The sequence below is a fragment of the Rhodococcus sp. BP-261 genome (assembly GCF_019835205.1).
Taxonomy (GTDB): domain Bacteria; phylum Actinomycetota; class Actinomycetes; order Mycobacteriales; family Mycobacteriaceae; genus Rhodococcoides; species Rhodococcoides kyotonensis_B.
Map to the genome: position 1 here is coordinate 314,149 of NZ_JABUCO010000004.1, position 23,444 is coordinate 337,592.

Here is a 23,444-nt window from a genome sequence, read left to right on the forward strand (position 1 = left end):
GTGTGCGCATGACGGAACCGCGGAAGCTGACCGATCGCATTCGACAGTCCGCGCGCGAGAAACTCCAACGCGCGCTGGGTGAAGTTCTCGACAAGCAGACCGCGCAGCTGGCCGAACAGACGAACGATCAACAGGCGAAGCTTCTCGACATCCTCGAACGTCAACGCCGCGAGATCGACGATCTGCACGCCTTCATCCGCGGCCTCGAGATGCGGATGCGTCGGGACATTCCGTATGCCTCCGACGTCGAAGCGGCCGCGCAGAGCGCCGAGTTCGCCGAGGAGATGATGCCGAAGGCGCCGACGTTCCTCCGGCCGCACGCGACGCTCCGCTTTGCACTCGGCGAGGTGACCGTGAAGGGCATGGCGTTGGAGTTCGGCGTCGCCAGCGGGACGACGCTCGAGATCATCGCGGAGGAATTGGCGTCGAACACGGATGTTTCGATCGTCGCCGGGTTCGACGTGTTCTCCGGCCTACCCGAGACGTGGCGTACCGGTTTCCCGAAGGGACTGTTCGAGCAGGAAGGCGAGCCGACGGTTCCGGGTGCCGAGATCGTGCCCGGTCTGTTCGAGGAGTCTCTGCCCGGGTTTCTGAAGTCGCACACCGAGGATCTGGCGTTCCTGCACCTCGACGCGGATCTGTACTCGTCGACGGTCACCGTGCTCGATCTGGTGGCGGATCGCTTGGCCGTCGGCACCGTCATCGTGTTCGACGAGTACTTCAACTTCCCCGGCTGGCGGAACCACGAGTACCGCGCGTGGACGGAGTTCGTGGGCCGTACGGGTACCGAGTTCGACTACCTGGGCTACACCGCGGACAACGAGCAGGTGGTGGTTCGGATCAGGAAGGCGCCTTCGGCGCATGTGAGCAGAAATGTATAGCGGGCTGTACATTCGCGCGCACGTGCGGAGCAGCCGCCTCAGCTGTACAGGCGCGTCCAGTTGTCCCGGCTCGTCAGGTCCGACATCGACACTCGGTAGGTCTCCGAGACGTTGTCCGTCTCGGTCCGTAGCCGGCGCAACGCCGTCACGCCACGCTTGGCCAGGTCGATCGCAGCAGCCTTGTCGCGCTTGCGCACTCGCACGCCTTCCTGCGAACGGTCGGTCACGACGGCATGCGCGAACAGCGACACGTGCCACCAATGGGCGTCATCGGCGCTGATCGCCACCGGGCCGGGCACGACCCGGCCACGCCACTGGTTCAGCACGCGCTTGGCCAACACGGCCCACTCGAGGCTCTTCTTCGGGTGCGGACCGGCAGGCGTGATGAACATGTCGGCCGGGCGGACTCCGGGGACGGCGTTGGCGTCGTAACGCTTCGTCTCGTCGTACGCCGAGCGCTCGCGTCGGATCGCGGCCGCCGCGTCCATACCGCCGTCGGCAAGCTTGCTCGGACCGACGAGGAAGTCCTCGACCGCCTTGATCAGCGTGAACGCCATGCCGTACTGCATCGACACGAGGTAGCGGAACAGGTCGGTGCCGAGCTGACGCGCGAGCTGCCTACCGTCGAGTCCGCCGTGCAGGGCCGCGGTGATCATGCCGTTGCGCAGGTTGAAGTAGCGGTGCCACTCGTCCCAGTCCTTCCACGCGAAATCCGCGTGCCAGACAGCCGCGCCGGGAAGCGTCACCGTCGCGAATCCGTTTGCGCGAGCACGGTATCCGTATTCGATGTCGTCCCACTGGAAGAACAGCGGCAGCGGGTAGCCGATCTGCGACACGATCTCCGACGGGATGAGGCACGACCACCAGCCGTTGTAACCGGCGTCGACGCGCATGTCCTGCTTCTTCTTCAGCGCACTCTTGTCGGCGATCGCATTCTTGACGTGCAGGCCGGCCTCGAGCCGCTGCAGATTCGCGACCTCGGCGCCGACGTGGACGCGGTCGGGGTGCAGCAGGTAGAGCATCTGCGCGCCCACGATCGCCGGTTCGACGGTCTTGTTGGCGAACGAGTTCATCCGGACGATGGCCTCGGGCTCGCACAGCACGTCGTCGTCCATGAACACGACGTTGGCCGGATCGCCGCCCGTGCCCTGCACCTCGTACAAGCCGCGCGTGAATCCGCCTGCACCGCCGAGGTTGGGCTGGGTGATGTAGACGAGCTTGTCGCCGAGCTCGGCCTGCACGCGCTGGAACAGCGGACGCGTCTGCACCTGGTCGGTGCCCTGGTCGACGACGTAGACATTGTCGACACCGTGCAGCGCGATGGGATCGTCGGCCATGGCGGCGACGGTGTTGGCGCAGTCGTCGGCGCGGTTGAACGTGCAGATGACGACGGATGTCGGACGCATCTTCTCGGGTGCGTCGACGGTCCACTCGGCATCCTCGACCGACAGCTCGCCGGACGTCGTCGTGAAGCGGACGAACAGCGCGCCGCCGTCGAGGAACTGTTTGACCTTGGCCGTCAGAACGAGGCGGCTGGGCTGGCCGTCGGTGTCGACCGTCGTGCTCGCCACGGTGCGCTTCTTGCCCTTGTAGTCGGTGGCGACGACGTCGACGCGGCCCGAACCGGTGACGGTCGCGACGAACCGCGCCTCGGTCACCTCGGTCCATCGCTGCCAGTAACTGGCCGGGAAGCGTCCGAAGTAGCTGTTGGTCTCGACGACGGTGCGCTTGGCGAGCTTCGCGACGTACCGCGAACGTTCGGCGTTGCCCTTCGCCACGGTGGCATACATATCGGCGCTGACCAGCGGGGACGGGCCGTCGAACAGCGTTCGCTGCGCCGTGAGTCCTACCGCGCTTGCCGCGGACCCACCGAATGGTGCACCGAGACGATTCAGAGCAGTGCCGTCCATACCTCGAGAAACCCCATCTTCGTCGATTTTCTTGCAAAGCCGTCCTGCCAGGCAACCTCGCCGGAGACCATGGTCGCACAGTCCTGTGGAAGACCGTCCCGACGCACGGTACGGCCTGGTCTTTCGGCTGACGAGGTGCACGGACGATACAGTCGTACAGCCCTTGATCACATACGGAGCGAACAGTGACGACCAGCACGATGCAGCACGGACACGATCCTGGGCTCGGAAGCAGAACCGAACGCCTGGCCTGGGGTGCCGCGGTCGCGGCCGTCGTCGTACTGGGTTATCTGCTGATCCTCGCCGTCGATCCGCGGTTCTTCTACATCGACGACACCGAATCGGGTGCCGTCCCCAACTGGCTGCAACTGGGTCGGATACTGCGCGACGGCCACTTCCCGTCGCTGGTTCTCGATCAGTGGATGGCAGGCAACTATCCCGTCGAAGGCCAGGGCGGGTTGTGGAACCCGGTACAGATGGCGATCAACTACATCTCGCCGTCCGTCGACAACCTCGTCGTGCTGGCGACGTCGGTGAAGCTCGGATTTTCGATCGTTCTGGCCTGGGGCGTGTACCGCGTCGGACTCGCGTACGGGGCGCGTCCCGCGTGGGCGGCCGTCGCGGGTGCGAGCGCGCCGTTCGTCGGATTCACGCTGTTCTTCGAGAACACCTCGTGGATCACCGCGTTGATGGGCACCGCCTGGATCATGCAGGCCTGGGCAAGTTCCATTTCCTACGCACGCGGCCGCTCCGGCCCGATCCTGCCGTTCGTCTTCCTCTACCTCGCGATCAGCGTCGGTTACGTGCACGCCGCGGTCATGGCAGGCGTGATGATCGGCTCGCTGGCGATCGGCGAGTGGGTGTTCCAGCGTCGCTGGCAGCCGGCCGCACGAGTGGCGACGGTCGGAATCGCGGCCGCGGCGTGCGGCGCGATCACCTTCCTGCCCGGAGTGCTGACGTCTGCCGTCACCTGGCGCAGCGGCGTCGAAGGCGCCTTCAACGACAATTTTCTGACGGCACCCTGGTCGGAGACGCTGACCGCGAGCATCCCGTCGTCGGTGACGAGCATCGAGTCCTGGACTGGTGAGACGACAGCGTCTCCCGTCACGTACATCGCGTGGTTCCTCGTTCCGGCGCTGGCGTTCGTCGCGTGGCAACGCGTTCCCGCCGCTCTGCGCGAATTCACGGCCCCACTGATCCTGCTCGTGTTCGTGCTGGTCTTCACCGCCGGCCCCAGCGACATCGGCCCGATCCGCTGGCCGGCGCGAATCCTCCCGTTCGTCGCCATCCTGGCATTGATACTCGTGACGACGATCCTCAGCCGCTACGGCACGCTGACGCGGCTGCGACCCAGAATTCTGGCGGCGTCGTTGCTGGTCCTGATTCTGGTGCTGCGCGCCGGCTCGTCGGGGCCGGAGCTGTTCGGCCGTCACCTCGTGTCCGGGATGCTCATCGCTGTCGTCGGCGGGCTCGCGCTTTTCCTGGCTCGGCGGTATGGGTCCAGGGCGACGGCCGCGTTGTTGCTGGTCACGATCGCGCCCGTCGCGATGTACCAGGTCGCGAGCTACGACCCGCCGTTCGACAAGTGGTGGCTGCCCGCGTCCCAGTCGGAGGCGCGATCGGAGTTTCCGAAGTGGGAGGGGTCGACGCTGCAGCTCGGCAATCGTGAGTTGACCGAGACCAGCGCCTCGGAACCCGACGACCCTCGGCTGCCGTGGCATTCACAGGTGTACGGCAATTCGGCCAAGGTGCTGGACCTGGACTACGTCAACGCCTACACACCCGTCGGCTATCTCGACTTCGCCAACCTGCTCTGCTTCGAGCACGAAGGATCCACCTGCCCGGACGCCTATCGGCGCCTTTTCCAGGTCGACGCCTACACCGGCAAGACCTATGCCGATCTGATGCGGCTCGACCGCGTCGTACTGCAGAAGAACCAGTACCCGCTGATCGACGACCAGCCCGCGCCGCCTGGGTGGAAGTGGGTCACGCCGCCCACCGCCGACTCGGCTCGCCAGACGTACGTGTTGGAGCGCATCGCGGGACCGCTTCCGAGCGACCAGGGCCGCATCTCGGCGACCGTCGGCGTCACCGCGACGTCGGTCTCGTCGGCCGCGGATTCCGAAGAGGTTCGCGTCACCTCCCCGAACGGTGGCAGCGTCGTGTTCGCGCGACTCGCCTGGCCCGGCTATACGGCGACGCTGAACGGTGAACCACTGCAGACGAAAGGCATCGGCGACATCTTCCTGTACGTCGACCTACCACCTGGAACATCCGACGCCGACCTGAAGATCGACTTCCGTCCACCCGGTCAACGGATCGGCTTCGCCGGTATGGCGGGCGGCATCGTCGTTCTCGGTCTACTGGTGGTTCTGGACGTGAGGCGACGACGCACGGATCGTCGTGGGGCGACGGTCCTCGAAGAAATCCACGAACCGACCTCGTCGAAACCCAGTACGACGAGTCCGAGCAGATAGGCTCATACCCCGTGATGCCCCCGTCCGATTCATCCCGCGACCCGCACCGCATCTCGATCGTGGTGCCCGTCTATCAGGGCGAGCGGACGCTGCGTGCACTCGTCGACGAGATCCTCCCGCTGACCCAGCCGACGCAGACTCCCGGTGGGCGGCCGATGGTCGTCGAGGAAGTGCTGCTCGTGTTCGACCACGGACCCGACGGTTCCGCCGATGTGATCCGCGAACTCGTCCGCAAACACGACGTCGTTCGCGGCGTCTGGCTGAGCCGGAACTTCGGGCAGCATCCCGCGACGTTGGCGGGTATGGCGTCGAGTGGTGGTGAATGGATCGTCACGATGGACGAGGACGGCCAACACGACCCCGCCGAGATCGGTGGATTGCTCGACACGGCACTGGATCGCCAGTCCTCGTTGGTGTACGCCAAGCCGACGAACGTTGCGCCCCATGGTTTGTGGCGCAACGCCGCATCGCGCGGATCGAAGTGGGTCATCGCCAAAGCGCTCGCCGCGGACAACACCGTCGACTATCAGAGCTTTCGTCTGGTCCTTGGCGAGGTCGGTCGCTCCGTCGCCGCCTACGCCGGATCGGAGGCGTATCTCGACGTGGCGCTCAGCTGGATCGCCGGCGAGGTCACGACGAGTCCCGTCACCTTGCGCGAGGAAGTCGACCGACGATCGGGATATCGCCTGCGCACGCTGCTGTCCCACTTCTGGCGCATGGTGCTCTCGAGCGGCACCAAGGGACTGCGACTCGTCAGCTTCATCGGAATAGCGTTCGCACTGCTCGGTCTCGTACTGGTGGCGTACGTTCTCGCGTCCTACGTACTGTTCGACGCCAACACCGTCGTCCGCGGGTGGGCGTCGACGATGGTGGTGCTGCTGTTCGGTTTCGGCGCGACGCTGTTCTCCCTGGGCATCGTCGCCGAGTACGTCGGCGTCAACGTCAAGACAGCGATGGGCAAGCCGCCGTACCTGATCGTGGCGGACCCCGCAGACGGGCCGCTCGGCCGCACCGAACGCGCCTCCGACCCCGATTCGCCCGCGTGACAACGACATACACGTGGGTCGTCGGCAGCGGCGGACTGCTGGGATCGGCGGTCTCGCGGGAGCTTCGTCGACGCGGCCACGCCGTCCAGACGTCGGCCGTACCGTGGTCGAATCATGAATCGGCGAAAGAAGCTCTGCAACAACAATGTTCGGCATTCTTCGAATCCTTCGACGACGGTGGACCCTGGAATATCGTGTGGGCCGCGGGCGCAGGAGTCAACGGAACGACCCTCGCCGAGTTCGACGCCGAGAACGACCTCATTCGCGCGTTGACCCAGTCGATCGGCAACAGGACTCGCGAGGGCACACTGTTCCTCGCCTCGTCGGCGGGCGGGGTGTACGCAGGCGCGTCCGGTGCGCCACACCACGAGGACAGCCCGCCCGCGCCGCTGGGCGACTACGGCCGTGCGAAGCTCGAATCCGAGGACATCACACGGCGATTCGGCGACACGACCGACGTCAATGTCGTCATGGGCCGCTTCGCCAACCTGTACGGACCCGGGCAGAACCTCGCGAAGCCGCAGGGGCTGATCTCGCATCTGTGCCGCGGATATCTGATGGCATCTCCGGTGTCGATCTACGTCCCGATGGATACGCTGCGCGATTACCTGTTCGTGTCCGACGCGGCCGAAATGGTTGCCGACGCACTCGCATTGACGAAGTCGCGCCGTGAACCCCCAACGGTCAAGATCTTCGCATCGGGTCACGCCGTCACCATCGGTTCCATTCTCGGCGCGTGCCGAACAGTGTTTCGACGACGCCCCAACGTGGTCCTCGCCGCATCACCGCTGGCCGCGTTCCAGGGGCGCGACCTGCGACTGCGGTCGACGGTGTGGCCGGAGATCGACCGACGGACCCATCGCACGTTGCCCGCGGGCATCGCGTCGACACTGGAGGCGACGCGTCGCGCACTCGGGGTCAGCCGGTGAGCGCCCCTCCGGCCGGAATGAGCGGCACCCCTGGGCCGCTGATGCGGATCATCAAGAACCAAGCCTTCGCGTTCCTGCTCGTGGGCGGCGTCAACACAACGCTCGGCACCGCGTGGTTCATCCTGTGGCAGTTGCTGATCGGCGAGCGCTTCGGGTATCACGCCGCGATCGTGCTCGGCTATCTGTGCAACGTGCTCTGTGCGTTCGCGATGTACCGCTACCTGGTGTTCCGGGTACGCGGCCACGTCCTACGTGACCTGTGGCGGTTCTTCGTCGTCAACTTCGGGGCATTCCTGGCGAACATCTCGCTGATGACCGTCGCCGTGTCGTTCCTGCACTTCCCGCCCATCCCTTCGCAATTGGTCATCACGGCGATCATGGCTGTCGCCAGTTTCTTCGGCTACCGCGACTTCTCGTTTCGCAGAAAGACAACAACATGAGCCCACGTGTATCCGTCGTCGTTCCGGCGTACAACAATGCCGAGTACATCGGTGAGACGATCGAATCGATTCTGGGACAGACGTTCACGGACTTCGAATTGATCATCGCAGACCACTCGTCGACCGACGGGACGATGACCGTCGTCGAGAAGTACGACGACCCACGCATCCGGGTGCTGACGACAGAAGCAGGCGGCGGCGCCAAGCGGAACTGGGATCGCGTCACCGCCGAGGCAAGCGGGGAACTGATCAAGCTCGTGTGCGGTGACGACACCATCCTGTCGACGTCGCTCGCCGCGCAGGTGGCAGCGTTCGACGAGCACCCCTCGGCCGTGCTGGTCGCGTCGCAACGCACGTTGATCGACGCCTACGGCAAGACGTTCATCGCCGCCCGCGGGCTCGACGGACTGTCAGGGTTGACCTCCGGACGAGACGCTGCGCGCGCCGCAGTTCGTGCAGGCGCCAACATCTTCGGCGAACCGGGCTGCGTCATGATGAAGCGCGAGGTTCTCGAACGAATCGGGCTGTGGGACAACGCTCATCCCTATCTGATCGACCAGGCCACCTTCATCGGCGTCGCACTGCACGGCGACGTCGTCGCGATACCGCAGCCGCTGGCGACGTTTCGGATCAATTCCGGCCAGTGGAGCGTCGAACTCGCGACGGAACAGGCCCGCCAGGCCGCGGACTTCCACCGGAGCCTGAGCGCAGCTCATCCGGGCCTGCTGTCCGCCGCCGACGTACGGCTCGGGAACGCGAAGGCGCTCGCCACGTCGTTCATGCGACGTGGCGTCTACCTGCTACTGCGAAATCGCATGTCCCGCTAGGACAGAACCGACTCGGTCTGCGCGTACGCCGATTCGGTCGCGTCCTTCTGCGGGCGCCACCACTGCTCGTTCTCGCGATACCAGTCGACGGTCGCCTTCAGGCCGCTGCGGAAGTTCACATACTGTGGCGTCCAACCCAATTCGGTCCTGAGCTTGGTCGAGTCGATCGCATAGCGGAGGTCGTGGCCCGGGCGATCGGTGACGAAATCGAAGGCATCGCCGGCCTGGCCGGTCTCCTCGAGGATGGTCTCCAGGACCTCACGGTTGTTCTTCTCGCCGTCGGCGCCGATCAGGTAGGTCTCGCCGATCACGCCCTTGTCGATGATGGTCCAGACCGCGCTGTTGTGGTCGTCTACGTGGATCCAGTCGCGGACGTTCTTGCCTTCGCCGTACAGCTTGGGTCGACGGCCCGACAGGATGTTGGTGATCTGACGGGGAATGAACTTCTCGACATGCTGGTACGGACCGTAGTTGTTGGAGCAGTTGGAGATCGTGGCCCGGACTCCGAAGCTCCGCGCCCAGGCACGGACCAGGAGATCGCTCGACGCCTTCGTCGACGAGTACGGACTCGACGGGTTGTACGGCGTCGACTCGGTGAACCGTGCCGGGTCGTCCAGCTCGAGGTCGCCGTAGACCTCGTCGGTGGAGATGTGGTGGTAGCGGACGTCGTGCTCGCGGACCGACTGCAGAAGCGTCGTCGTGCCGATGACGTTGGTGTGTACGAACGGCCACGGGTTGGCGAGGCTGTTGTCGTTGTGCGACTCGGCGGCGAAGTGCACGACCAGATCGGTGTTCTTCACCAGACTTTCGACGAGCTTCTGGTCGGCGATGTCGCCTTCCACGAACTCGATCTTGTCTGCGATCGACGCGAGCGATTCCCGATTTCCGGCGTACGTCAAAGCGTCGAGCACCGTTACTTCGGCGTCAGGCCGCTCGGCGACGGTTTGGTGGACGAAATTTGCACCGATGAACCCAGCGCCCCCGGTCACGAGCAGTTTCATGGGCATGACCCTACCTGTCCCAGCGAGTTTGTCGGGACGTCGTGTTAGCGTTCGGCGCGACTTCGGGGGGAGTGCATATGGGATTGCGTAAACGGCTTCTGCTGCTGGCAGGAAGCCTGGCGGTATTCAACCTGGTGCTGTGGGGGATACCGAAACTGGCGCCGGAAGTGCCGGGAAGATACGAGGGCGTGGCGGGTACGACGACGCCGCGGCCCGCAGGTTCGGTCGTCCGAACGACAGCTCCACCGTTGCCGTCGGGGTTTCCGTCGATGGAATTCCCGCCGCCGAAAATCGACGTCCCCGACGGGCAGCCGCAGCCCATCGCCACCAAGTTCGGGCTGACATACGACATACCGGCGGATTGGGACAACTGGTACGACGGTTTCGCCGGGTGGGAATCCGAGGACGGATCGTCGATGATCTATGGCGCTGTGGGGTTCTACGAGCGGCGCGAGTGTCACGACGGCGAATACTCCGCGCTGGCGATGACGGGAATGACCGGGCGCCCGGCAGACGATCTCGACATGACGGCGCGAACCGAGGTCGAGAAAGCCCTGTCGATCTACGCGGACGGAACGGGCGTGTCCGCCCCCTCGGTGACGATCGACGGTCCCCAGGCTTTCGATCTCGGAGGGCAGCCGGCGGTTCGCTACCGGGCGAATGTGGAGAACATTCCGCAAGAAGCGGAGGACTGTACCCCTCCAGCAGCAACATTCGACGTGGTCGCGACTCCGGGTCATGCGACCGCCGCGACTGCGCTCTTCCTGGTGCAGGCCGATCGCGGTGTGGACAACGCACTGCGCGATTCGCAAATCGACGACATCATTTCGTCGATCAGAAGGAGCTGACGTGGACGAAGTGTTCGCCGCACGGCCGTCCGAAGTCGCCGGAATGGGCAGACTCGCGGACCGCATCGGGCAACAGACTCTGGCAAGCCACTACTACATCAATGAGCACGCAGGACTCAGCGAGACCATCCCCGGTCAAGTCCTTCAACGCCTCGCACCCTTCATCGCGCACTACCAGGAGTACACGCGATCGCGGCACGTCCACCTGTCCGCCAACTGCTGCTACATCGGCGACGAACTTCGGAAGGCCGCCTGGCTCTACGTCGACCTGGAAGAGAAGAACTACGACGCCCTCAATGCCCACACCGACTTGATTCCGGTTCCGGTACCCCAACCAGGCACCTCCGAAAGTCCTGCGGTCGGTGCCGTCGAGGACTACCCCACCCCGGTCGACTACGGCGAACCCTCCGGAATCGACTATCCCCCACCGAATCCGGCCGTCGACGAAACCCGTGAGGTGATCGACGACGCCGCCGGGTGGCTCGGAGAAGTGGACAGCACGATCTTCGAACTGAGCGGGTGGAGTCCGCTGAACGAAGTGACGCTGCCACTGAGCGGTAATTGGAACGAGATCAGACGATTGGGTGAAGTATTCGACATTGCGGGCAGCGCCATGGAAGCCGCCGCCGAATCGCTCGAGAACGGTGTGCGACGCGTCGACCCGTATTGGGACGGTCTCGCGGCACAAGCGTTTTCGGACTACTCACAACGGCAAGTCGCAGCGATGTACTGGGAAGGCCCGTGCGGACGAACGATTCACGCACTGTCGGAAATCATCACCGAACAGATCAAGAACGGCGTCCGAACCGTCGTCGGAAAGCTCGCCGAGATGCTCGAAGCTGAAGTCGATCTGGGCTCCGGTCGATCCGCGATGAAGGTCGCGCTCAAGAAGGTTCCGTTCGTCGGGACAGCCTGGCAAGTGGCGAGCATTGTCGAGATCGTTTAAAAGACAATGGACTTGACGATGGACCTCGTACGCAGAATCGAGGACGCCGTCGACCAGTTCGGTCGTTTTCTCGACGCGATTACCGATCCGGAGGGGCAGATCAGCCGACGAATAGACCACCACCTCGAACCGTTCAACCAAGCTCTCGACAGGGGAAAGATGGCCGTCGATACCGCCAGGACGGCTGACATCACTCCGGTGATCTTCACGCCCGACGACAGATTCTCCGTCGGTGAAGGCACAGCTCCGTGGCAGGACGCATGATCGACGAGCCTGTCGCGGGGATTGCGTACAACCGAGTTCTCGACGCGGTCGGCCGGCTGGAGAACGCACGTCGTCACGCCGACAGCGTCGACGTGGGTGCGCCGCGGCCGCGTACCGCCGTCACCGCGCTGTTGTTGGACCGGCTGTCTCGATCCCCTCGTGCGTCCGGTGAGCTGAGGAGATATGCAGCACACGTCGCGGCCGGTGACACCACGTGGGACCGCATCGAAATCGACGCCCGGCCGATACCTCCGGAGGTTTCCGAACTTCGAGCCGATCCGATGGTCGACTGGCCCGCGAATTGGCCGATCGAACCGGACGACCAGCCGTATCGCATCCCGTGGCAGTGATAGCGGGCGAGCAGCTGCAGTCCTGATCTGGGAGGATGCACGTCATGCGGGGAATCATTCTGGCCGGTGGTACCGGTTCGCGCCTTCATCCGATCACGATGGGGATCAGTAAGCAGTTGGTGCCTGTCTACGACAAGCCGATGATCTACTACCCGCTCTCGACGTTGATCCTGGCGAACATCCGCGACATTCTGATCATCACCACCGCGCAGGACGCGGACCAGTTCCAACGTCTGCTCGGCGATGGTTCCCAGTTCGGCATCAACCTCACCTACCAGGTCCAGCACGAGCCGAACGGTCTCGCGCAAGCCTTCGTACTCGGCGCGGACCACATCGGCAGCGACAGCGCCGCCCTCGTCCTGGGGGACAACATTTTCTACGGCCCCGGCTTGGGTTCGCAGCTGTCGCGCTTCGATTCCATCGACGGCGGCGCCGTCTTCGCTTACGAGGTCAAGGACCCCACCGCCTACGGTGTCATCGAATTCGACGACGCCGGCAGAGCGATCTCGCTGGAAGAGAAGCCGAAGGTCCCGAAGTCGAACTTCTCGGTGCCGGGCCTGTACTTCTACGACAACGACGTCATCACCATCGCCCGCGATCTGCAGCCCTCCGAGCGCGGGGAGTACGAGATCACCGACATCAACCGCCACTACCTCGATGCCGGGAAACTGTGCGTCGAAGTCCTGCCCCGCGGCACCGCCTGGCTCGATACCGGCACCTTCGATTCCCTGCTCGACGCGTCGAACTTCGTCCGTACCATCGAAGAACGCCAGGGCATGAAGATCGGCGCCCCCGAGGAGGTGTCGTGGCGTCGCGGGTTCATCACCGATGACGAACTGCGTGAGCGGGCGGAGAAGCTCGTCAAATCCGGCTACGGGCAGTACCTGCTCGAACTGCTCGACCGAGGGAAATAAGACGTGAGTTTTCGCGAGTTGAAGATCGCCGGCGCCTACGAGTTCACCCCTCGCCAGTTCGGTGACGATCGTGGCGTGTTCTTCGAATGGTTCAAATCCACCGCGTTCGAGGAGGCGATCGGGCGGCCGCTCGAGCTACAGCAGGCGAACTGTTCGGTGTCCGCGGCCGGGGTGCTGCGCGGTATCCATTTCACCGACACCCCGCCTGGGCAGGCGAAATACGTCACCGCCGTGAAGGGCGCGTTCCTCGATGTGATCGTCGACCTGCGGGTTGGTTCGCCCACGTTCGGGCAGTGGGACAGTGTGCTCATCGACGACGTCGACCGGCGTGCGGTGTATCTGCCCGAAGGTCTCGGGCATGCGATCTTGTCCCTCGAAGACGGCTCGACGGTGATGTACCTGTGCTCGATCGAGTACACCCCGTCCCTCGACCGCGACCTGAATCCCCTCGATCCGGACCTGGCGATCACCTGGCCCACCCACAGCCGCGACGGACAACCCCTCGATTACCAACTGTCGGACAAGGACAAAGCCGCACCCTCGCTCGCCGACGCCATCACCGCCGGATACCTACCCAAATACGACGGCTGACCGCGCACCTTCCAGCGCACGCGCACGTTGCAACATGCGCAGCCGCTGCAACCTGCGCGCACCAGCCGCCCGCCCCGCATTCCCGAGCGCCCCACCCCCGACCGCGCACCTTCCAGCACACGCGCACGTTGCAACCTGCGCAATTGCTGCAACCTGCGCGGATCAGCGGATCTTGAAGATCACCGCACGCTGCACGACGAAATTGATGACCGTCGCGGTGCCCTGGGCGATCACGAACGCGGCCGCGCTGTACAGGATTTCCTCGGGCCACAGGTGGCCGAACACCGTGTACAGCAGGTTCTGCACCCCGAACGTGGCTGCGTAGAGCAGGACGACCGCGATGAACCGAGCTCTCGACGGTTCCGCCTTGAACGTCCAGCGCCGATTGATCAGGTAGGCGACGGTTGTTCCCACCACGAATCCGACCGCCTTGGCGATGGACAGCTGCAGGCCGAGTCCGTACTGCAGCGCGATCGTGATCGAGAAGTCGAAAACAGCCGACAGCACACCCGTCGCCAGGAATCGGATGATCTGAGTCTTCAGGTCGAGCGCCTCGTCGGCGATGTTCTCGGTCAGTGGCAGTTCGACGGGGAGAGGCGCGTGATGCTCGTCGCCGGTCGGCCGGTCGTCTTGGGTGGACACGACCACAGAGACTAGCCCTCACCCCTGAGCCTCAGCGCAGCCTGCGGAGCGACCCGTCGAAGCGGGTACCCTCTACACCGATGTCCACGACAGCCGACGACGCACTCTTCCCCCTGGAACCCCAGGCCGGGAACACTGCGCCGCTACCCACGCACACCCGCACACTCACCGGATGGGGACGCACGGCGCCCTCGACGGGTGAGGTGCTCTCCACCTCGGACCCCGAGCTCATCGCGAAGGCCGTCAAGCAGGTCGCAGAGCAGAACGACAGCAAGCCGTCCCACCTTCGCCGCGGCGTCATCGCACGTGGCCTTGGCCGGTCGTACGGTGACAACGCTCAGAACTCCGGCGGCCTCGTCGTCGACATGACCGCGCTGAACGGCATTCACAGCATCGACGCGACGACACGCATCGTCGACGTCGACGGCGGTGTGAGCCTCGACGCTCTGATGCGTGCGGCCCTGCCGTTCGGCCTGTGGGTTCCGGTGCTGCCGGGTACGCGTCAGGTCACCATCGGTGGCGCCATCGGCTGCGACATCCACGGTAAGAACCATCACAGCGCCGGAAGCTTCGGCAACCACGTGCGCTCGATGGAACTGCTGACCGCCGACGGAGAAATTCGTCACCTCACCCCCGCCGGCCGCAACTCCAAGCTGTTCTGGGCCACGATCGGCGGAAACGGTCTGACCGGAATCATCCTGCGCGCCACCATCGAGATGACGCCGACGGAGACCGCGTACTTCATCGCCGACGGCGACGTCACGCAGACTCTCGACGAGACCATCGCGCTCCACACCGATGGCAGCGAGAACAACTACGACTACTCGAGCGCCTGGTTCGACGCCGTCGCCGCTCCCCCGAAGCTGGGTCGCGCTGCGGTTTCACGTGGATCATTGGCTCGACTGGATCAGCTGCCCGAGAAGCTGCAGAAGGATCCGCTGCGGTTCAACGCCAAGCCCCTCGTCACGTTCCCGGACATCTTCCCGAACGGTCTGGCGAACAAGTACACGTTCTCCGCCGTCGGCGAGGTCTGGTACCGCAAGGCGGGCAACTACCGGAACAAGGTGCAGAACCTCACGGCGTTCTACCACCCACTCGACATGTTCGGTGAGTGGAACCGCGCCTACGGATCCAAGGGATTCCTGCAGTACCAATTCGTGGTGCCGCCGGAGGCCGTCGAGGAGTTCAAGAAGATCATCGTCGACATTCAGCGTTCGGGTCACTACTCGTTCCTGAACGTCTTCAAGCTGTTCGGCCCGGGAAACAAAGCGCCACTGAGCTTCCCGATTCCGGGTTGGAACATCTGCGTCGACTTCCCGATCAAGCCGGGGCTGAACGAATTCGTGCGCGAACTCGACAAGCGCGTCCTCGAATTCGGCGGACGCCTCTACACGGCGAAGGACTCGCGGACCACCGCCGAGACTTTCCACGCGATGTACCCGCGGATCGACGAGTGGATCAAGGTCCGCCGATCCGTCGACCCCACAGGCGTTTTCGCCTCCGATATGGCCAGAAGGTTGGAATTGCTGTGACGATCGACGCTGTGGGTAATCCGCAGACCATTCTCGTACTCGGTGGCACCAGCGAGATCGGTCTCGCCATCACCGAGGAGTACCTGGCGAAATCGCCCGCCCGCGTCATCCTTGCGGCTCTGCCGAACGACCCGCTGCGCGACAGTGCCGTCGCACAGTTGACGACCAAGGGCGCCAAGGCAGTCGACGTCATCGACTTCGATGCTCTCGACACCGCGTCGCACCCGAAGGTCATCGACGAAGCCTGGTCCAAGGGTGACGTCGACGTCGCCATCGTGGCATTCGCCGTCGACTTCGACGCCGAGGAACTGTGGCAGGACCAGCGCAAGGCGGTGTTGACGGCCAACATCAACTACACCGCGTCCGTCTCCGTCGGCGTGCTGCTCGGCGAGAAGATGAAGGCACAGGCGTCGGGACGCATCATCGTCATGTCGTCGGTCGCCGGTGAGCGCGTGCGTCGCTCGAACTTCGTCTACGGCTCCACCAAGGCGGGTCTCGACGGCTTCTACCTCGGACTCGGAGAAGCGTTGCGCCCGTTCGGTCCTCGCGTCACCGTCATCCGCCCGGGCATGGTGCGCACCAAGTTCAGCGCCCACGTCAAGGAAGCACCGCTGACCGTCGACAAGGAAGACATCGCCGCGCTGGCAGTCGCCGCGTCGCAGAAGGGCAAGGACCTGGTCTGGGCACCCGGACCGTTCCGCTTCGTGATGATGATCCTGCGGCACGTCCCGCGGCCCATCTTCCGCAAGCTGCCCATCTAGATGAAGCGAGCGCTCGGGACCGCCGTCGACGGCGTACTGGCCGCTCTCGTCGCGACAGTCGTTGCGACGGTCGGGCTGTACGCCTTCTCGCTCGTCGAGTGGCCGGCGTTCAACTCGTCCAACGTCACACGGGCACTCACGACGCTGGGGCAGGTCGTGTGTGCCGCCCTGCTCGGTGCGGCCATCGTGCTGTACCGACGCGGCACTCGTGCATGGCTGGCACGCGGGCTCACGTGGGTGGGCCTGTCCGGCTTCGTGACGGTCACGCTCGGAATGCCTTTGGCGGCAACGAAACTCTATCTGTTCGGCATCAGCGTCGACCAGGAGTTTCGCACCGAATACCTGACGCGGTTGACGGATTCGGCTGCGCTGCGCGACATGACGTACGCGGACATTCCGCCGTTCTACCCGGCCGGATGGTTCTGGATCGGCGGACGCGTCGGCAACCTGCTCGGCATGGACGGCTGGGAAGTGTTCAAGCCGTTCGCAATCGGCTTCCTCGCCGTCACTGCCGTCGTCGCCTACACACTGTGGCGCCAACTGGTTCGCGCGGACCTGGCCGTCGCGGTCTCTGCAGTCACGACGGCTCTCGTCGTCGCCTATGCATCTCCCGAGGCCTACAGTGCCGTCATCGCTCTCCTGATCGCGCCGGCCTTCCTGCTCGCGTGGGGTGCGCTGAATCGGCCGGTGACTGCCGGCTTCGTCGGCATCGATGGTCCGCGGCATCCGATAGACGGCAACAGCGGTCCATCGATGCCGACAAAGGCGGGCAAGAACTGGGGCTGGGGCGCCGTCGTCGGGACCGGCCTGTTCCTCGGTCTCGCTGCGACGTTCTACACCCTCTACCTCGGGATGGCCGCGTTCGCCGTCGTACTGATGGCAATCGTCTCGGCGTTCCTGGGCATTCGCGCCGAGAAAACGTGGCGCGCAGCGATACCCGTCGTCGTCAGGCTCGCCGTGATCGCGGCGATCTCCGGGCTCGTCGCGCTGACGGTGTGGCTGCCGTATCTGATCGATGCGCTGACCGGTACACCGGCGACGTCCGGGACCGCACTGCACTATCTACCGGAAACCGGTGCGACATTGCCGTTCCCGATGTTCGAGTTCTCGCTCCTCGGCGCGCTCACGATGATCGGAACACTGTGGCTCGCCGTGCGGACCGCCACGTCGCGACGGGCACAGGCACTGACCATCGGCGTCGTCGCGGTGTATCTGTGGACGCTGCTGTCCATGGCCGCGACCGTCGCGGGAACGACGCTGCTGAGTTTCAGACTCGAAGCGGTACTGATCGTATTGCTCGGCGCCGCAGGCGTTTTCGGTTTCATCGAGGGCTCGAAGGCGATCTACCAGGCGATCAACGAGCCGGTGCGGTTCAAGGCCGCAGCGGTCGTCGTCGCGGCCGTGGGGGCGTTGGCGTTCGCCCAGAACATCCCGCAGGTGCTTCAGACCGAGATCACCGTCGCCTACCAGGACACCGACGGTGACGGGGTGCGCGCCGACAAGCGGCCACCGAGCGCGGTGTCGTACTACGGCGACGTCGACAAGGCCATCGGTGAGCAACTCGGCAAGCCTCGCGACGAGACGATCGTGCTGACGGCAGACACGTCGTTCCTCAGCTACTACCCGTACTTCGGCTTCCAGGGTTTGACGTCGCACTACGCGAATCCGCTGGCTCAGTTCGATCAGCGGGCCGCAGCCATCGAGGACTGGGCGGAGCTGGGGTCGCCCGACGAGCTCGTCGCAGCGATGGACAGCAGCGAATGGACAGCTCCCGACGCCTTCCTGTTCCGCCGCGGCGCAGACGGTTACACGCTGCGCCTCGCCGAGGACGTCTACCCGAACGACCCCAACGTACGGCGCTACACCGTCACGTTCGACGAGTCGCTGTTCGAGGATTCGCGGTTCACCGTCACCGACATCGGACCGTTTGCGCTGGTCACGAGGGTTTCGTAGGCAAAACACATAACGTTCACGTAACGTTCGATTCGATGACAACCACCGACCAGACCGTTCTCGGGCCTTCGGGGACGACGCAGGAACAGAAGACCGGGGCGCGACGACGGCTCGACCGCGCCGACCTCGCGGCCGCCGTAGCGTTCACCGTCGGCGCCCTGTTCGTCCTGCAAGGTCAGTGGCGAAACCTGTCGAGCGGGTACCTGTACAACAGCGGCCAGGACCAGGCCATGTGGGAATGGTTCTTCGCCGTCGCAGCGCATGCCGTCGCGCACCTCGACAATCCGATGTCGAGCGATCTGCAGAACTACCCGCTCGGCGTGAACCTGATGGCCAACACGGCGATGTTCGGGCTGTCGATTCCGCTCGCACCCGTGACGTTGCTGTTCGGCCCGACCGTCACGTGGGCCATCGCCCTCACCGCGGGCCTCGGCGGCACCGCGTACGCGTGGTACTGGCTGTTCTCGCGACGCGTCGGCGCCTCGAAGGGAGCGTCGGCACTCGGAGGAGCGCTCTGCGGATTCGCCCCAGGGATGGTGTCGCACGCCAACGGTCACCCGAACTTCGTCGTCCTGTTCCTGCTGCCGGTGATCGCATCGCTCGTCATCGGCATCGCACAGGACGGCCCCACCCGCCGCAGTACCATCACGCTCGGCCTCGTCGTCGCGCTGCAGATCATGTTGGGCGAGGAGCCGCTGCTGATCTTCGCGATCGCGTTCGGCGTGTTCGCCTTCGCCTACTACCTCGGCAGCCCGCGAAGCTTCGTTCCTGCGGTGAAGAACGCGTCGAAAAGCCTTCCGTTGGCCGCGATCCTGACGCTGCTGCTCGTCGCGATTCCGTTGTACTGGCAGTTCTTCGGGCCGCAGAGCTACTCGTTCCTCGAACACGGCAACATGGGCAACGACGTCAAAGCTCTGTTCCAGTTCCCGGCTCAATCCATCGGCGGCACGGCTACACCTGGCCAGGACGTCAGCATCAACGCCACCGAGGAGAACGCCTACTTCGGCTGGCCGCTGCTCGTCCTGGGTCTGATCGCCACCCTGTGGATGTGGCGCGAGGCCCGAGTGCGCGCCGCGGCCGTGACGGTCGTCGTCGTGAGCGTTCTGTCCCTCGGATCCGAGCTGTACATCGGCAAGCGCGACACCGGAATCGAATTGCCGTGGACGTGGCTGGCCGACGTGCATCTCGTCGAGTCGGTGCTCGAAACTCGTTTTGCGCTGGCCGCCGTGCCCGCGCTCGCGTTGCTGATCGTCGTCGCCACCGACAAGGCATTCGGACGCGGATTGCGTCCGGTTCCTGCGCTGTGGTCGATCGCGTTGGCGCTGGCCCTGATTCCGCTCGTACCGACGCCGCTGCAGGCCGTCGATCGGTCGCCGACGCCTCAGTTCTTCGCGGGCGACGAGTGGAAGAACTACGTGTCCGACGGCTCGGTCGTCACCGTGCCGCTGCCGCGCCCCGAGGACGCACGTCCGCTGCGCTGGCAGATCCAAGCCGACATGCAATTCCCGCTCGCCGCAGGCTATTTCGTCGGGCCGAGCGACGCGGCCGACAAGAAGGCGAAGTACGGTGCCGTCGATCGTCCGACCGCTCTGCTGCTCGGATCCGTGCAGAACTCCGGCACGGTCCCGGACATCACTCCCGACCAACGGGCACAGGCCGTCGACGATCTGCGCTTCTGGAACGCCGACGTCGTCGTCCTGCCGCCGGGAAAGAACGCCACCGCGCTGCGCGGAACCGTCGACCAACTCCTTGGTTCGGAAGGCGAATTTCACGGCGGCGTCTGGGTGTGGGACGTGCGCCCGTTGGTGAACACTCCCTGACCTGCGAGAAACAGGGGCCCACAGGACCGTGCCCTAGCATCGACAATCGTGTCCACCGCAGCAGCCACCGCACCGAAACCGCCTTCCGCAAAATCGACGTCACGTATCTCGGCGGGACTGGTCGCTGTCGTCTCCGGTGTCATCGCCGTCCTCGCGGCGATCGTGACGCCACTGCTGCCGGTCACTCAGGATTCGGCGTCGATCAGCTGGCCGCAGAACGGAACGCTGAACTCCGTCGAGGCGCCGCTGGTGTCGTACTCGCCGCTGTCGATCGACGCGTCCATCCCGTGCGACGTGATCTCCGGTGCAGCTCCCGACACGGTCGTTCTGTCCACGACCGCACCGGGCGCGCCCGACGCCCAGGGCGTCGGACTCGTCGTGACCCGCACCGAGGGCGGCCTGCAGGCGGTGTTGCGCGAACAGGTACTGCTGTCGTTGACCGACGCCGAGCTGGCGTCGTGCTCGTCGGTGGACATCAGCTCGACGGACGTCGTGAGCACCGCGTCGGCCGCGGGCACCGACGTCACGACCACGATCGAGGGTGACCAACGCCCCCAGACGGTCGGTATCTTCTCCGAACTCGACGGCGCCGCGCCCGCAGGTCTGAGCGTGGACGTGCAGATCGACTCACGGTTCTCGTCGACCCCGACGTTGCTGAAGAAGCTCGCGATGGCCGTCGCGGTGCTCGGCACGATCGTGTCCCTGATCGCGCTGCATCGGTTGGACCTGCTCGACGGCCGTCGAGGACGCCGTTTCTTCCCCGCGCATTGGCTGCGCGTCACCGTGGTGGACGGGATCGTCGTCGGCGTGCTGGTGGTGTGGCACTTCATCGGCGCGAACACGTCCGACGACGGCTACCTCCTCACCATGGCCCGCGTCTCCGAGCACGCCGGGTACATGGCCAACTACTACCGCTGGTTCGGCGTCCCCGAAGCGCCGTTCGGCATGCCGTACTACGACATGCTCGCCGCGTTCGCGAAGGTATCGACGGCCAGCCCGTGGATGCGCCTGCCCGCGCTCGTCGCCGCGGTGCTGTGTTGGGCGGTCATCAGCCGTGAGGTGATCCCGCGTCTCGGTCGCGCCGTCCGCTTCGACAAGGTCGCCATCTGGACGGCGGGACTGGTGTTCCTCGCGTTCTGGCTCCCCTACAACAACGGCCTACGTCCCGAGCCGGTCATCGCTCTCGGCGCGCTGCTGACGTGGTGCTCGATCGAGCGTGCCATCGCCACCGGCCGACTCCTCCCTGCCGCCGTCGCCGTCCTCATCGCCGCGTTCTCGTTGGCCGCCGGGCCGACGGGACTCATCTGCGTCGCCGCCCTTCTCGCCGGCGGACGCCCCCTCGTTCGCGTCGTCATCGCACGAGCACGCATGGTCGGGTACGCCGCCGTTCTCGCCCCGATTCTCGCGTCGGGCACCGTCATCATCGCTGCCGTCTTCGCCGATCAAACGGTGACGACGGTTCTCGAGGCGACGAAAGCGCGTGCGGCCGTCGGCCCGAACGTCCCCTGGTTCGACGAGCGCACCCGCTGGGATTCGCTCATGGAGATCACGCCCGACGGCTCGCTCGCTCGCCGATTCGCGGTCTTCGCGATGGTGCTGTGCGTCATCACGACGATCGTCGTCATGCTGCGTCGCAACGGCCGCATTCCCGGTGTGGCGCTCGGCCCGTCGCGTCGCATCGTCGGCATCGTGATCGGCGCGTTGGCGCTCATGATGTTCACCCCGACCAAGTGGACGCACCACTTCGGTGTCTACGCGGGCCTCGCCGCATCGCTCGCAGCCGTCGCCGCGGTCGCAGTCGCCTCCGTGACGCGGGAGAACGCGCGCAACCGCACGCTGTTCACCGCGGCGGTCCTGTTCCTGACCGCGCTCGCGTTCACCGGCTCGAACGGCTGGTGGTACGTCTCGAGCTACGGCATCCCGTGGTTCGACAAGCCGCCCATGATCCTCGGCAAAGGCTTCTCGACGGTCTTTCTCGGACTCACCGTGCTCGCGCTCCTGTACGCCGGGTGGCAGCATCTCCGCGCGCCCTATCGCGCGCCGGCCCGATCCGCGCGCTTCGGCGTGTCCGCGCTGACGGTGATGTCCGCATTCATCGTGCTGTTCGAGCTGTTGTCGTTCGCCAAGGGCATCGTGGCCCAATATCCGGCGTACTCCGTGGCCCGTTCGAACCTGAACGCACTGGCCGGGAACTCGTGCTCGCTCGCCAATGATGTTCTCGTCGAACGAGATCCGAATTCCTCGATGCTCACGCCGATCGATTCGTCCGTCGCGGACTCCCTCGCCGGGCCGGGAACCACCGGATTCACACCCGACGGCGTCCCGACCGACCTGACCGCCGACGAGGAAGACGTCTCGCAGCAGAGCACCCGCGGATTCGGCGACGACGCGGACACCGACCAGCAGACGGCATCCGCGTCCGGGGCTTCCGGCACCGAAGGCGGCACCACGGAGGCCACCGGTATCAACGGAAGCTCCGTCGCCCTGCCGTTCGGGCTCGACGCGTCGCGCACCCCGGTTCTGGGCAGCTACGGCGCCGACACGGCGGAACCCGCGACTCTCGAGACCGGGTGGTTCGCCCTGCCCGACGACCCTGCCAACGACTTCGTCGCCATCAGCGCGGCAGGACGCATTCGCTCGGTCGACTCCGACGGCATCGTCGCGTCGGGCCAGCCGCTCGAGGTGGAGTACGCGTCGGGAGACCAGGTTCTCGGACGCATCACGCCGATCGACATCGGACCGCAGCCGTCGTGGCGCAACCTGCGGGTGCCGCTGGCCGACATCCCACGTGACGCCGACCGCATCCGCCTCGTCGCCACCGACTCCGACATCTCGCCCGACCAGTGGCTCGCGGTGACGCCGCCGCGCATTCCGCGCACGACCCCGCTCGTCGACGTCATCGGACCCGATGTCCCGGTGATGCTCGACTGGACCGTCGCGCTCGGTTTCCCGTGCCAGCGTCCGTTCGGTCACAAGGACGGCGTCGCCGAACTGCCCGAGTACCGGATCCTGCCCGACCGCAGTGGTGCGGCAGCCCACAGCCCCGTCATGGACGCGTACGGCGGCGGACCGCTCGGATGGCAGCAGCTCGTCCTGTCTGCGCAGGTCGTACCGACCTATCTACGCGACGACCTGGACCGCGACTGGGGTTCGCTCGAGCGGTTCACGCCGATCGATTCATCCGCGGCGCCGGCCGAGCTGACGGTCGACACGGTCACCCGCAGCGGATGGGAGTCGGAGGGACCCATCAGAGTCGGATGAAACGGGATTCTTGCCGGTTTCTTTTCGACGCGGGTGCGATGAACCGATCAC

20 protein-coding genes are annotated in these 23,444 nt (G+C 65.2%); 17 read left to right on the forward strand and 3 right to left on the reverse strand.

Annotated elements, in window-relative coordinates; translation table 11 throughout:
- Positions 1-8: 8 nt before the first annotated feature.
- Positions 9-881, forward strand: coding sequence for a TylF/MycF/NovP-related O-methyltransferase (locus HQ354_RS07235; protein ID WP_068423342.1), 873 nt, complete (start codon positions 9-11; stop codon positions 879-881).
- Between the two features lie 38 nt (positions 882-919).
- On the opposite strand, the gene HQ354_RS07240 is transcribed toward HQ354_RS07235, so the two are convergent.
- The gene (locus HQ354_RS07240) at positions 920-2,791 is read right to left on the reverse strand and encodes a glycosyltransferase (protein WP_222634352.1); all 1,872 of its coding nucleotides are present in this window, start codon (positions 2,789-2,791) and stop codon (positions 920-922) included.
- 185 nt (positions 2,792-2,976) lie between these two features.
- Between HQ354_RS07240 and HQ354_RS07245 the strand changes: the two genes are divergently transcribed.
- Genes HQ354_RS07245 through HQ354_RS07265 form a run of 5 tightly spaced genes read left to right on the forward strand, consistent with a single transcriptional unit; the run spans position 2,977 to position 8,510 of the window.
- Positions 2,977-5,268 carry a hypothetical protein gene (locus HQ354_RS07245; RefSeq protein ID WP_222634351.1) on the forward strand — a complete coding sequence of 764 codons (2,292 nt, stop codon included), beginning with the start codon at positions 2,977-2,979 and terminating at the stop codon, positions 5,266-5,268.
- Positions 5,269-5,282: 14 nt separating this feature from the next.
- A complete protein-coding gene (locus HQ354_RS07250; RefSeq protein ID WP_207890836.1) occupies positions 5,283-6,314 on the forward strand; it encodes a glycosyltransferase in 1,032 nt (343 codons plus the stop codon).
- Positions 6,311-7,243: an NAD(P)-dependent oxidoreductase gene (locus HQ354_RS07255; protein WP_222634350.1), complete on the forward strand. Its 933-nt coding sequence runs from the start codon at positions 6,311-6,313 to the stop codon at positions 7,241-7,243. Before HQ354_RS07250 ends, HQ354_RS07255 begins: the two co-directional genes overlap by 4 nt.
- 17 nt (positions 7,244-7,260) lie before the next feature.
- Positions 7,261-7,683 carry a GtrA family protein gene (locus HQ354_RS07260; RefSeq protein WP_222634430.1) on the forward strand — a complete coding sequence of 141 codons (423 nt, stop codon included), beginning with the start codon at positions 7,261-7,263 and terminating at the stop codon, positions 7,681-7,683.
- Complete coding sequence (locus tag HQ354_RS07265) at positions 7,680-8,510, forward strand: glycosyltransferase family A protein (protein WP_222634349.1); 831 nt, start codon at positions 7,680-7,682, stop codon at positions 8,508-8,510. The genes HQ354_RS07260 and HQ354_RS07265 overlap by 4 nt, the downstream gene beginning before the upstream one ends.
- Here the strand turns inward: HQ354_RS07265 and rfbB are convergent.
- Complete coding sequence (rfbB, locus tag HQ354_RS07270; protein ID WP_222634348.1) at positions 8,507-9,511, reverse strand: dTDP-glucose 4,6-dehydratase; 1,005 nt, start codon at positions 9,509-9,511, stop codon at positions 8,507-8,509. The genes HQ354_RS07265 and rfbB overlap by 4 nt on opposite strands.
- Before the next feature lie 77 nt (positions 9,512-9,588).
- Between rfbB and HQ354_RS07275 the strand changes: the two genes are divergently transcribed.
- From HQ354_RS07275 to HQ354_RS07295, 6 genes are read left to right on the forward strand one after another with little or no spacing between them, the layout of a single operon-like run.
- Complete coding sequence (locus HQ354_RS07275; protein WP_261768523.1) at positions 9,589-10,359, forward strand: hypothetical protein; 771 nt, start codon at positions 9,589-9,591, stop codon at positions 10,357-10,359.
- 1 nt (position 10,360) lies between these two features.
- Positions 10,361-11,305 (forward strand): hypothetical protein, encoded by a 945-nt coding sequence (locus tag HQ354_RS07280; protein ID WP_261768524.1) that lies wholly within the window; start codon positions 10,361-10,363, stop codon positions 11,303-11,305.
- Between the two features lie 18 nt (positions 11,306-11,323).
- Complete coding sequence (locus HQ354_RS25510; RefSeq protein ID WP_261768525.1) at positions 11,324-11,569, forward strand: hypothetical protein; 246 nt, start codon at positions 11,324-11,326, stop codon at positions 11,567-11,569.
- Positions 11,554-11,919, forward strand: coding sequence for a hypothetical protein (locus tag HQ354_RS07285; RefSeq protein WP_308115138.1), 366 nt, complete (start codon positions 11,554-11,556; stop codon positions 11,917-11,919). The genes HQ354_RS25510 and HQ354_RS07285 overlap by 16 nt, the downstream gene beginning before the upstream one ends.
- A gap of 44 nt (positions 11,920-11,963) precedes the next feature.
- Positions 11,964-12,833 (forward strand): glucose-1-phosphate thymidylyltransferase RfbA, encoded by an 870-nt coding sequence (gene rfbA / locus HQ354_RS07290; RefSeq protein ID WP_222634347.1) that lies wholly within the window; start codon positions 11,964-11,966, stop codon positions 12,831-12,833.
- 3 nt (positions 12,834-12,836) lie between these two features.
- Positions 12,837-13,424, forward strand: coding sequence for a dTDP-4-dehydrorhamnose 3,5-epimerase family protein (locus HQ354_RS07295; protein ID WP_167679321.1), 588 nt, complete (start codon positions 12,837-12,839; stop codon positions 13,422-13,424).
- Positions 13,425-13,586: 162 nt separating this feature from the next.
- Here HQ354_RS07295 and HQ354_RS07300 read toward each other — a convergent pair whose 3' ends face one another.
- Entirely contained in the window at positions 13,587-14,072 is a 486-nt protein-coding gene (locus HQ354_RS07300; protein ID WP_084423913.1) for a GtrA family protein, read from the reverse strand.
- Between the two features lie 74 nt (positions 14,073-14,146).
- Between HQ354_RS07300 and HQ354_RS07305 the strand changes: the two genes are divergently transcribed.
- The 5 genes from HQ354_RS07305 to HQ354_RS07325 are packed head-to-tail and all read left to right on the forward strand — an operon-like array spanning position 14,147 to position 23,393.
- Entirely contained in the window at positions 14,147-15,598 is a 1,452-nt protein-coding gene (locus tag HQ354_RS07305; protein ID WP_068430031.1) for an FAD-binding oxidoreductase, read from the forward strand.
- Positions 15,595-16,359: a decaprenylphospho-beta-D-erythro-pentofuranosid-2-ulose 2-reductase gene (locus HQ354_RS07310; protein WP_114331132.1), complete on the forward strand. Its 765-nt coding sequence runs from the start codon at positions 15,595-15,597 to the stop codon at positions 16,357-16,359. Before HQ354_RS07305 ends, HQ354_RS07310 begins: the two co-directional genes overlap by 4 nt.
- Complete coding sequence (locus HQ354_RS07315; protein ID WP_222634346.1) at positions 16,360-18,312, forward strand: galactan 5-O-arabinofuranosyltransferase; 1,953 nt, start codon at positions 16,360-16,362, stop codon at positions 18,310-18,312.
- Positions 18,313-18,347: 35 nt separating this feature from the next.
- Entirely contained in the window at positions 18,348-20,132 is a 1,785-nt protein-coding gene (locus HQ354_RS07320) for a glycosyl transferase (RefSeq protein ID WP_167678844.1), read from the forward strand.
- 48 nt (positions 20,133-20,180) lie between these two features.
- Positions 20,181-23,393 (forward strand): arabinosyltransferase domain-containing protein, encoded by a 3,213-nt coding sequence (locus HQ354_RS07325; RefSeq protein ID WP_167678842.1) that lies wholly within the window; start codon positions 20,181-20,183, stop codon positions 23,391-23,393.
- The last annotated feature ends 51 nt before the right edge of the window (positions 23,394-23,444 follow it).

Bases quoted from the DNA above. Each gene is read 5' to 3' on its own strand.
- rfbB (WP_222634348.1), bottom strand. From the start codon at position 9,511: ATGAAACTGCTCGTGACCGGGGGCGCTGGGTTCATCGGTGCAAATTTC.
- HQ354_RS07275 (WP_261768523.1), top strand. From the start codon at position 9,589: ATGGGATTGCGTAAACGGCTTCTGCTGCTGGCAGGAAGCCTGGCGGTA.
- HQ354_RS07235 (WP_068423342.1), top strand. From the start codon at position 9: ATGACGGAACCGCGGAAGCTGACCGATCGCATTCGACAGTCCGCGCGC.
- rfbA (WP_222634347.1), top strand. From the start codon at position 11,964: ATGCGGGGAATCATTCTGGCCGGTGGTACCGGTTCGCGCCTTCATCCG.
- HQ354_RS07305 (WP_068430031.1), top strand. From the start codon at position 14,147: ATGTCCACGACAGCCGACGACGCACTCTTCCCCCTGGAACCCCAGGCC.
- HQ354_RS07315 (WP_222634346.1), top strand. From the start codon at position 16,360: ATGAAGCGAGCGCTCGGGACCGCCGTCGACGGCGTACTGGCCGCTCTC.
- HQ354_RS07260 (WP_222634430.1), top strand. From the start codon at position 7,261: ATGAGCGGCACCCCTGGGCCGCTGATGCGGATCATCAAGAACCAAGCC.
- HQ354_RS07265 (WP_222634349.1), top strand. From the start codon at position 7,680: ATGAGCCCACGTGTATCCGTCGTCGTTCCGGCGTACAACAATGCCGAG.
- HQ354_RS25510 (WP_261768525.1), top strand. From the start codon at position 11,324: ATGGACCTCGTACGCAGAATCGAGGACGCCGTCGACCAGTTCGGTCGT.
- HQ354_RS07320 (WP_167678844.1), top strand. From the start codon at position 18,348: ATGACAACCACCGACCAGACCGTTCTCGGGCCTTCGGGGACGACGCAG.
- HQ354_RS07250 (WP_207890836.1), top strand. From the start codon at position 5,283: ATGCCCCCGTCCGATTCATCCCGCGACCCGCACCGCATCTCGATCGTG.
- HQ354_RS07240 (WP_222634352.1), bottom strand. From the start codon at position 2,791: ATGGACGGCACTGCTCTGAATCGTCTCGGTGCACCATTCGGTGGGTCC.